This is a genomic window from Cytophaga sp. FL35 (assembly GCF_014349235.1).
In the GTDB taxonomy this organism is placed as follows: domain Bacteria; phylum Bacteroidota; class Bacteroidia; order Flavobacteriales; family Flavobacteriaceae; genus Euzebyella.
The window spans coordinates 1-2,576 of sequence record NZ_JACSOH010000062.1; the positions used below are offsets into that span (position 1 = coordinate 1).

At 35.8% G+C, this 2,576-nt stretch carries 5 protein-coding genes; 3 read left to right on the forward strand and 2 right to left on the reverse strand.

What is annotated here, in order from left to right; genetic code table 11:
* Nucleotides 1–25: 25 nt before the first annotated feature.
* Together BIZ36_RS21225 and BIZ36_RS20465 are read left to right on the forward strand one after the other, a co-directional pair.
* Nucleotides 26–160, forward strand: coding sequence for a hypothetical protein (locus BIZ36_RS21225; protein ID WP_286175041.1), 135 nt, complete (start codon nucleotides 26–28; stop codon nucleotides 158–160).
* Nucleotides 161–167: 7 nt separating this feature from the next.
* Nucleotides 168–716, forward strand: coding sequence for a hypothetical protein (locus tag BIZ36_RS20465; RefSeq protein WP_187459716.1), 549 nt, complete (start codon nucleotides 168–170; stop codon nucleotides 714–716).
* Here BIZ36_RS20465 and BIZ36_RS20470 read toward each other — a convergent pair.
* Both BIZ36_RS20470 and BIZ36_RS20475 read right to left on the reverse strand, forming a co-directional pair.
* Nucleotides 713–1,237: a DUF421 domain-containing protein gene (locus BIZ36_RS20470; protein ID WP_187459717.1), complete on the reverse strand. Its 525-nt coding sequence runs from the start codon at nucleotides 1,235–1,237 to the stop codon at nucleotides 713–715. The genes BIZ36_RS20465 and BIZ36_RS20470 overlap by 4 nt on opposite strands.
* 31 nt (nucleotides 1,238–1,268) lie before the next feature.
* On the reverse strand, nucleotides 1,269–1,523 hold the full coding sequence (locus BIZ36_RS20475) for a SemiSWEET family sugar transporter (RefSeq protein WP_187459718.1): 255 nt from the start codon (nucleotides 1,521–1,523) through the stop codon (nucleotides 1,269–1,271).
* Between the two features lie 297 nt (nucleotides 1,524–1,820).
* Between BIZ36_RS20475 and BIZ36_RS20480 the strand changes: the two genes are divergently transcribed.
* Nucleotides 1,821–2,264, forward strand: a complete 444-nt coding sequence (locus BIZ36_RS20480) for a hypothetical protein (RefSeq protein ID WP_187459719.1) — start codon at nucleotides 1,821–1,823, stop codon at nucleotides 2,262–2,264.
* The last annotated feature ends 312 nt before the right edge of the window (nucleotides 2,265–2,576 follow it).

Below are 2,576 nucleotides of genomic sequence, written 5' to 3' on the forward strand. Positions count from 1 at the left end.
TTTAATAAACAAATAAATCATCGTTATGAAAAATGTATTTAAAAACGCCAGTCCAAGTATAACTTCACAGGAAAGTGATAAGCCTGAAGAAATTATTCTTCCTTCAATTACTGCAAGAATAGGAAAGGTCTGGTCACTTGATGAGATTTTGGGAAAATAGAAAAATTATGCCTTTTTTAAAAAATCTATCTAGCTATACAAGGAGAGCAATTTGGGGGGGTACATTTGCATTGGTTTTTATCTTGGCAGGTACCTTGCTTCTTGGAGAATTGAGTGGGTACGAAGCAAAGGTATTGATCGAGAATTCATTGTCCGGCCTTAACGTATTGTGCAATACCATAGTTCTAGCATCTGCTACAATATTGGCTTTATTATTGACCTTACTCGGGTTAAGTTCAACGAATGACTCAAGATTAAAGAAAGACCATTATCTACACGTAAAGCAGATTGCGCAACTTGATACTATAATCTTTATCGTATCCCTTTTGTCTTTTTTAGTCTTTAACCTACCTATCACAGAATCACAGAATATTCCCGAACACTGGTTCAGTGTTATTTATTATATCACCTTGGCAGTTAGTGCAATTTTAAGTTCCGCACTTATTGTAGTGGTGTTAATGTTAAAGAATACGGTAATAAATATTATAAAAATCGTAGGTTTGGGAATAGAGGACCATCCCTTGGCCGTTAGTAAGAAAGAAAAGGAAGAAAGTTAAGTTCTATTTACATCTTTGAGCAACCAATTGTCTAGCGTTGTTTCTGAAGCCTCTTTATGGATGACGCTGATATCGCCGGTCGTTTCAAAGACGACCGCCAGTACTTCTTTTAAAGAGGAAACATTTGCTTCCCTCAGTTTTGATCGTAAATCACTTTCCGATACCCTGGCCTTCCGCAAGTTCTCCTGAAGAATATTAGGACCGTCCATTAAGAGTAAGGGGGAATTGTCCACAATTTGTTTTATAAAATCGATTCTTCGTATGATAGCAATTGAAATCTGCAGGCAATAAATACTGGCCAAGCCGATAATGCCATCTATGAGATTGACAGAAGGAGAAAGAATGGTCGTAGCGATCACGGAACCTACAGCTACGGTCATAGCAAAGTCAAAACTTGACATTTTAGAGAAACTTCTCTTTCCTGCTATTCGGGTAAAGAGGATTACCATCAAATATATGCCTACGGTACTTATAATAATCCTATAAGTAGTGGGTATATTCAATTCTAATAATTCGCTCATTTTAACTGTTTTAATTGTATGTATTCCGATATTATTTAAATTTGAAAATCAAAAAAAGCATTGAGCCGTTCAAGATTGTTGAAATTCCATTGGTAACAATGATCGGCCAATCTTCTTTCATTATGCCATAAATTGTCCATAGGCCTACTCCAATAATGAGTATGATGAACATTATTGGAGAGACATCCTTGCACGCTCTGTTCCTAATAGCCGTAATAATTTGTGGCAAGGCGGCAATCGTAGTAAATACGCCCGCCAGAATTCCTATAATCTCAGTTACTTGCATGAATTAAGATTTACAGCAGCACTACAATTAAAATGATAATAACCAGGATGATCAAGATAAGTACATTCTGTTTTTTTAAATTATTCCTGAGTCGCATTTGCTTTAAGACGGTTTACGAATTTCTTCGATAAATTTATCTTACCTTCTGTTTGCTAATAAATGATATTGAAAATTAAAATGACCCAAAAAATAGGTTAAGAAAGCATATTCTTCAATTTTTAAAGTGGGGCATAAATAAAATCATTTGAGTCAAGAAACTATTTACGATATTTTTGTGGTAAGTGCTAAATTGCAAGCATGGTTTTGTTAGTAATCCTTTTGGCTACCCTCATGGCCACTACGTTAATGACCATTTTCAGTCACTTTCTAACTAGGCGCATGAAGATGATATTCAATGAAGCGCACTTACTTAATATACTGTTCGATAGAACGAAAGGACTTCGTAAGAAACGGGAGAACCATAATCATATAATTGGTTGGTCGGTCCATTTTGGAGTAGGGTCAATGATGGCCATAGCCCTATATTTTCTATTCCTTACCCCCTTTTTAATGAATACTTTCTTGAAAGCCTTGGGTTGGGGTATTTTTGCGGGCGGTCTTGGAATTATCGGTTGGTTGTTACTGTTCAATGTATATGGTGTTCCAGAGCGGACTTCAAGGAGAGCTTTTTTTATCCAGTTAATTTTTGCCCATATCATCTTTACGCTCACCTGCTATGCAGTATTTAGAAGTTTTTCATAAAAGGCTATCGATTCTAAGTGGGTCAAAATTTAATAAGTCATAAGCGGCATGAACACTAAAGAGTTAGGTCATGCTGTTTAGTAGATTTTAAAACTAACATAGAGTGGATTGAAATAAGAATCAAATTAAAGACCTGATTCCAGTGGAGGAATCAGGTCTTAGTTTTTTATTAAGTTATTTCAAATTGGACATAATTTGAAATTGAATCGGTTTAAAAGAACCGTTGTTGGAAGAGGCCGCTGAGCATGCGGTAAGTGCAACTATGCAATCCATATCGGCTTGAAAGATTATATAATCTCCCGGTTTTGCCAA